The sequence below is a fragment of the Hydrogenobaculum sp. genome (assembly GCF_049967395.1).
In the GTDB taxonomy this organism is placed as follows: Bacteria; Aquificota; Aquificia; order Aquificales; family Aquificaceae; genus Hydrogenobaculum.
In genome coordinates, this window is the sequence record NZ_JBMFST010000015.1 from 21,628 (window position 1) to 27,736 (window position 6,109).

At 36.1% G+C, this 6,109-nt stretch carries 7 protein-coding genes; all 7 read right to left on the reverse strand.

Translation table 11 applies throughout. From position 1 onward, the window contains the following. Window positions 1–19: 19 nt before the first annotated feature. Genes ACP5S8_RS03540 through ACP5S8_RS03570 form a run of 7 tightly spaced genes read right to left on the reverse strand, consistent with a single transcriptional unit; the run spans window position 20 to window position 5,782 of the window. A complete protein-coding gene (locus ACP5S8_RS03540) occupies window positions 20–1,297 on the reverse strand; it encodes a complex I 51 kDa subunit family protein (RefSeq protein WP_461875723.1) in 1,278 nt (425 codons plus the stop codon). Beyond that, on the reverse strand, window positions 1,272–1,736 hold the full coding sequence (locus ACP5S8_RS03545; protein WP_461870828.1) for an NADH-quinone oxidoreductase subunit NuoE family protein: 465 nt from the start codon (window positions 1,734–1,736) through the stop codon (window positions 1,272–1,274). Before ACP5S8_RS03545 ends, ACP5S8_RS03540 begins: the two co-directional genes overlap by 26 nt. A gap of 41 nt (window positions 1,737–1,777) precedes the next feature. Beyond that, the gene (locus ACP5S8_RS03550) at window positions 1,778–2,845 is read right to left on the reverse strand and encodes a GGDEF domain-containing protein (protein WP_461875725.1); all 1,068 of its coding nucleotides are present in this window, start codon (window positions 2,843–2,845) and stop codon (window positions 1,778–1,780) included. Further along, window positions 2,842–3,909, reverse strand: a complete 1,068-nt coding sequence (locus tag ACP5S8_RS03555) for a UDP-N-acetylglucosamine--N-acetylmuramyl-(pentapeptide) pyrophosphoryl-undecaprenol N-acetylglucosamine transferase (RefSeq protein WP_461875727.1) — start codon at window positions 3,907–3,909, stop codon at window positions 2,842–2,844. Before ACP5S8_RS03555 ends, ACP5S8_RS03550 begins: the two co-directional genes overlap by 4 nt. Then, window positions 3,891–5,015: an FtsW/RodA/SpoVE family cell cycle protein gene (locus ACP5S8_RS03560; RefSeq protein ID WP_461875729.1), complete on the reverse strand. Its 1,125-nt coding sequence runs from the start codon at window positions 5,013–5,015 to the stop codon at window positions 3,891–3,893. Before ACP5S8_RS03560 ends, ACP5S8_RS03555 begins: the two co-directional genes overlap by 19 nt. Window positions 5,016–5,025: 10 nt before the next feature. Continuing rightward, window positions 5,026–5,580, reverse strand: a complete 555-nt coding sequence (locus tag ACP5S8_RS03565; protein WP_461875731.1) for a transglycosylase SLT domain-containing protein — start codon at window positions 5,578–5,580, stop codon at window positions 5,026–5,028. After that, window positions 5,549–5,782, reverse strand: a complete 234-nt coding sequence (locus ACP5S8_RS03570) for a hypothetical protein (protein WP_461870833.1) — start codon at window positions 5,780–5,782, stop codon at window positions 5,549–5,551. Before ACP5S8_RS03570 ends, ACP5S8_RS03565 begins: the two co-directional genes overlap by 32 nt. Between the last annotated feature and the right edge of the window lie 327 nt (window positions 5,783–6,109).

Below are 6,109 nucleotides of genomic sequence, written 5' to 3' on the forward strand. Positions count from 1 at the left end.
AGAAAAAGTTAGTCAAAAATCAAATATTTGCAAAAGATTTTTGTTCTTTCTTGGCAAAATCTTCTGGAAACTTTTCCATGGCTTGTTTGATAAGCCTACTTGCCACAGCACCAAGACCACAAACAGAAGTGGGTTGAATATACTTTGTCACAAACCTAAGGCCTTCCCAAGTTTGTGGCGTAGCCTCATCTTTTACTATTTTGTCAAGAAGGTAAGCTTGCTCATGACACCCTATACGGCACGGCGTACAAAAGCCACAAGTCTCATGTTCATAAAACTCGGCTATCTTGTAGCAAGCCTCCACTATGTCGTCTTCTTCGGTGAGAACTATGACAGTACCAGTCCCACCAAAACCAAACTGAGAATAATCCATAGGAGTATCAAGCTCTTTTACGCTAAGACAATCAAGGGCTCCAGAAAATACAGCCTTTATAGGGACATTCCTGATAGTACCACCTGCGTATTTAAATATCACTTCTCTAAGTGTAGTATTCATAGGAAGCTCATAAACACCTGGTTTTTTCACCTTACCGCTCACTGGGAAAAGCTTAGGACCGGGATAATCCATTGGGCCTATCTCTTTATAACCTTCAGAACCCAAATTTATAATAATGGGAATATTTGATAACGTCTCTACGTTGTTTACCACTGTAGGCCTACCCCATAAGCCTACTTGTACTGGGAAAGGAGGTTTTAACCTTGGATGACCTCTTTTGCCTTCTATAGAGTTAAGAAGCGCCGTCTCTTCACCGCATATATAAGCTCCAGCACCCCTTGCTACCAGTATTTCAAGGTCAAGACCTGAGTTTAAAATATTTTTTCCTAAAAAGCCTTCTTTTCTTGCTTCTTCTATAGCGTTTCTTAGTATATAATATCCAGCCGGATATTCACCCCTTATGTATATGTAGGCTCTGTTTACCCCAAGGGCGTAAGCGGATATAATCATACCTTCTAAAAGAAGGTGAGGATCTCTTTCTATGATAAGTCTATCTTTAAAAGTGCCCGGTTCTGATTCATCGGCGTTGCACACCAAATATCTAGGGGCCGGGTTTTGAAGACAAAACTTCCACTTTCTACCGGTGGGAAAACCAGCTCCACCTCTTCCCCTTAAATTGCTCTTATCTACTTCTTCTACTATATCCATTGGGTTCATGTTTAAGGCTTTTTCCAGCGCAAGATAACCGCCGTCTTTTAAATACTCTTTTATATCTGCAGTTTGCTTGCGCTTGGCCCTTTTAAGAAGCAGGTTTAGCTCTGTTTCAGCGTGTATGTTAGCTATATTTGGCAAGTATTTCATGAAGCTTCTCCTTTGATTCGTATTTATAAATATCGTTATCTATCATGAAAACTGGGGCTTCCGAACAAGCACCAAGACACTGAACTTCCACAAGCTTAAACATGCCATCTCTCGTCACTTGACCAGGTTCTATACCAAGAAGTTCTTTTACAGCGTTGAAAACTTTATGGCTTTTAAGAAGATAGCAAACTATGCTGTTGCATACGTATATACGATGTTTTGCCTTCTCGCCGGTATCAAACATCTCATAAAAAGCCACCACGCCTTTTATATGGTGAAGCGGTATGTCTAAAATCTCAGATAGCTCTTCCAAAGCCTCTTCCGGTATGTGGCCAAGGTGTTCTTGAATAGAGTGAAGAGAAAGCAAAAGAGCCTCTTCTTTAGACCCAAAATACTTTATATGACCGTCTATAGCCTCTTTTATCTCTTGAGTTAGCATATATACATTTTAAGCTTTTATATTTATTTTTGCAACTTAATTTATATCAAAATCTCAATACGGTTTTTACCATTTCTTTTTGCATTGTAAAGGGCTTTATCGGCTCTGTCAATGGCTTTTTCAAAACCATCGTCTTCATCTTTTAGCTCCGTTATACCCATGCTCACTGTAAATTTAACAACACTGTCACCTTCTTTTATTTCAATATTTCTTATATTGTTGAGCAGCTTTTCGCAGGCTGCCTTAGCTCCACTTATATGGGTATGGGTAAACAATATCAAAAACTCTTCACCACCCCATCTAAAGGCTATATCAGCCTTTCTAATGTTGTTCAAAACAACCTCGCCAAGTTCTTTTATAGCCTTATCACCAACGGAATGACCATATGCATCGTTTATCTTCTTAAAATCATCTATATCAAATAAACATAGTGAAAGCGGTATCTCGTAGCGTTTTACTCTAGAAAACTCATTGGTTTTCATATCGTTAAACTTTGCTCTATTGTAAAGACGAGAAAGCGGGTCTATTGTATATTTTTCATAGACTTCATAAACTTTTTCTGCAATCATTTTTTCATAGTAAGCCAAGGATACTACTTCTGAAGCAAAGTGGGAAAACTTTATAAAGGAAGCTGTGAGACCAAAGACATCAATGGACTTGTCTTGATGCTCATCTTTATACTTTCTTATAGCGTCTATCGTATACGAGGATAAAATATTCTGGGCTCTATAAAAATCAAATATATTCTCATTTTCTTTTTCCAAAACAAAGCCAAGTTCTATACAATCCAAAATAAAGTCATAAACAGCATCTTCGGTAAAATTGCAAAACAAATCCAAAAACTTATATATAAAATCCTTTAAATAATCAAATATTGGACTTACGCGTTTTTTAAGACATTCGTCGGTGTTCAAAAGTATCTGTTTAATTGTACAGAAGTTCTTGATATCTTTATCGGTTATTCCAAATTTTTTTAAAACGTTCAAATCGTAGTAAGTTTGCTCTGTCTTGTTTTGCAATTCGAAGAATTCCAAAAATATATTGGCAGTATCTTTTTTAATATGATATCTCTTTAGAAGCTCCAACAGTTTAGCTTTATAGTCCATCATAGCACACTCATTATTTTTTCCAGCATAATCTCTTGTGGTAATATTATACCATTTTTTTCATTTTTTATACAAAAAGAAGATATGTTTTTTGAATAGATTTCTAAATTTTTTAATATATCTTCTATGGCTTCTATAAGATTTTGCAAGTTTAAGTCTTTTTGTTCTAATACCTTTGCTCCGCCCAAGTCTTTTATCTCCAAAGCGTTGTAATACTGATGGTTGTGAAAAGCGTATGGATATGGCACAAAAACAGCAGGAAGACCAACGCTTGCCATCTCATACACAGTGCTTGCTCCTGAGCGAGATACAGCCACATCACAAGCTTTCATAAGCTTGTAGATCTCTTTAAAAAATGGAAACACTTTCACACGTTTTAGGCTTTTAAGAGCGTTGTAAACCTCGTCAAAATGCTTATCACCAGCGATGATAACACCGTTAAAGTTTGTTTTTTGGAAAAATTCAACAGCTGTATCGTTTAGCGCTTTTGCCCCTTGAGACCCACCCATCACCAATATACAAGGGCTTTCCAATCCAAACTCTTTTTGTAGCTCTTTTTTATCGTAAAAGCTCAAAAACTCCTCTCTTAAAGGCATACCAACTCTCAAAGGATTTTTAAAAAACTTAGAGGTGTAGTAAAATGTAGTAAAAGATAAAGTCGATTTTTTTGAAAGAAGTCTGTTTGTAAGGCTTGGAATGGCATTTTGCTCATGTATGAAAAGATGTTTTCTTTTTAAAGCGCTTAAAATCCCAACCGGCAACGAAGCGTATCCGCCAAACGCCACACCTATGAAATCATCTCTAATGGCTTTGTTTAATTCGTATACAGATTTTCCCATGAGATAAAGAGATCTTAACTTATCAAAATATCCCTTACCCACAAATCCCTTTGTATCAAGAAAAATCTTCTGAGATGGTATATCTTCTTGAAGTCTCTTTTCAATGCCGTAATAAGAGCCCACATATATAGATTTTAAATTTTTTTCTCTTAAAAGCTCCAAAAAGCTAACAGCTGGGAAAAAATGTCCACCGGTTCCACCGCCAGACACTAAGAAAGTTTTTTCCATGGTTTCTTTTCTTTCCTGTAAACAGACATCACAAGACCTATAGCCAACAAGTTTGCCAGCAAATTTGAGCTTCCATAACTTATAAATGGCAGGGCTATACCTTTTGATGGTATTACATTCATAGCCATCATCATATTCCATATGGACTCTGTAGCTATATACATACCTATGCCAAACACGATAAGCTTACCAAAACTATTTTCAGCAAAATTTGATATTTTAAATATCCTATAGACAAGTCCAGCATACAAAAGAACCACAAAGAAAACCCCCAAAAACCCCCACTCTTCGCCTATTAGGGCAAGAGCATAATCTGTATCTATCTCCGGTAGATAGCCTTCTTTTTGTATACCTTCTCCTATACCAACACCTAAGAGCTTACCGTGAGCAAAAGCAAAAAGAGACTGTATTATCTGATAACCTTTTGTGTTTGCTTTGGCAAAAGGATTTAACCATGCTGCAAAACGACCTTCCACATAGTTTCCACCGGTTTTTAAAAGCAAAAAAAGAACCCCCAGCACACCAAACATAAATGTTGCCGGATACAAAACCTTAGGAGGAGCATTACCTATCCAAAGCATTATAAAAGCAATAAAAAGTAGAAAAATAGCGCTTCCTCTATCGGGCTCTAAAAATATCAGAAAAGATTGGAAAGCCACCAAAAACGAAGCAAACAAAAGCTCCTTTGTGGCGCTAACTTCACCTTTTCTACTTATGTAATAAGCTAAAAAAACAATGTTTACAATCTTTGAAAACTCTGACACTTGTAAGCTTGAACCAAAAAGCCATCTATTTACAGGCATATGTTTGGCATATTTTATTGCAAGCACCACTATGAGTAAAAAAATATTTAAAGATATAATACTATATATGGCCTTTGGGTTTTTAAGCTTTTCATAATCAAACTTAGTAATCAAAGCGGCCATAAAAAAACCCACAACACCAACGCCAAACTGAAATATAAGTTTTTTATAGGCAGAAAAGCTAAGTTTTATAAATACGCTGCCCACCAAACTTGCACTTGCTATGTTTACAAGACCTATTATATATAAAAGCAAAACACTTACAAGGATGATTTCGTCCCATTCTTTAATGTAAAACCTCATTTATCACATATTATACAGCAATTTCTCGAAGGCTACGCCATATGTTAAAAATGGATATTGGGTAGTTTAAAATTTCAAAAATCTTGTTTTCGTCAGGGTATGTGCTTTTATGAGAGTTCCTATAATCCCTTAAAGCTATTACAGAAACAACACCGTGATATTCTAAGCACCACTCCACAACGCCAAGCCCACCGTTGTAAGCCATCAAAGATGAAGATAAGATTTCAAGCCTCGGAAGCATGGGCTCTTTTCTTGATACAGCGTTTATAAGATATTTCATGTAAGTATGCTGAGCTATTATTTGAGCTTTTATGTCCCATATGCTTGGTATCTCTTGATGTTTTAACAGCTTTTTCCAAACAAACTTCCAAGTGGATAGCTCAAACTGAGCAAAGCCTTTGCAACCAGTCTTAGAGATGCTTGCTTCATCCCAGCCAGATTCCTGATAAGACTGCGCCATCAAAAACGCCACATAGTCATCTTTGCTTTTAAAAATGGCCGGTATCTGAAGCACTTCCTCTTTGTAGAGATTTTTAACGCTTTTTAGCTTGGTTTTGTCCCACATAGTAAGCCTCCAATCTGTCAAGTCTTCTAAACACTTCCTTGAAAAACCTATCAAGCTCCCTGTGATAGTCCTCTTTTATCACAGATTTTTGCCTTAGGTTTTCTATCTCCTTTTCAAGAGTTTCAAGCTTGTTCTTGAAAAAGAACAAAAACAGTCCCACAAAAACGTTGATGAGAAACGCAGTAAGATTTAAATCTTTCATGGATTTTAATATCGCTAAAAGCCAAAAAACCTATGTCAAAGATGTCTAAAGATGTACAAAGATTTTTTTCAAAAAACGATAAATTTTGACAGATTATAGAAAAAGATATAGAACTAAAAAATAATTAAACGCTAAAAGCCTAAAATAGTTTTAAAATACTCTATAGTCCTAACAAGCCCTTCTTCCAAAGGTACTTTTGGCTCCCAGTTTAATTTGCTTTTAGCAAGGGAGATATCTGGCTGTCTTTGTTTTGGACTATAAACCCAGCACCACCTGTTATAAGTATTCGTTTCATAGGATATATTATAAAGCATGTTATATAATCAA

Coding starts and splice junctions, on each gene's coding strand:
- ACP5S8_RS03540 (WP_461875723.1), bottom strand. CDS start 1,297: ATGAAATACTTGCCAAATATAGCTAACATACACGCTGAAACAGAGCTA.
- ACP5S8_RS03545 (WP_461870828.1), bottom strand. CDS start 1,736: ATGCTAACTCAAGAGATAAAAGAGGCTATAGACGGTCATATAAAGTAT.
- ACP5S8_RS03550 (WP_461875725.1), bottom strand. CDS start 2,845: ATGATGGACTATAAAGCTAAACTGTTGGAGCTTCTAAAGAGATATCAT.
- ACP5S8_RS03555 (WP_461875727.1), bottom strand. CDS start 3,909: ATGGAAAAAACTTTCTTAGTGTCTGGCGGTGGAACCGGTGGACATTTT.
- ACP5S8_RS03560 (WP_461875729.1), bottom strand. CDS start 5,015: ATGAGGTTTTACATTAAAGAATGGGACGAAATCATCCTTGTAAGTGTT.
- ACP5S8_RS03565 (WP_461875731.1), bottom strand. CDS start 5,580: ATGTGGGACAAAACCAAGCTAAAAAGCGTTAAAAATCTCTACAAAGAG.
- ACP5S8_RS03570 (WP_461870833.1), bottom strand. CDS start 5,782: ATGAAAGATTTAAATCTTACTGCGTTTCTCATCAACGTTTTTGTGGGA.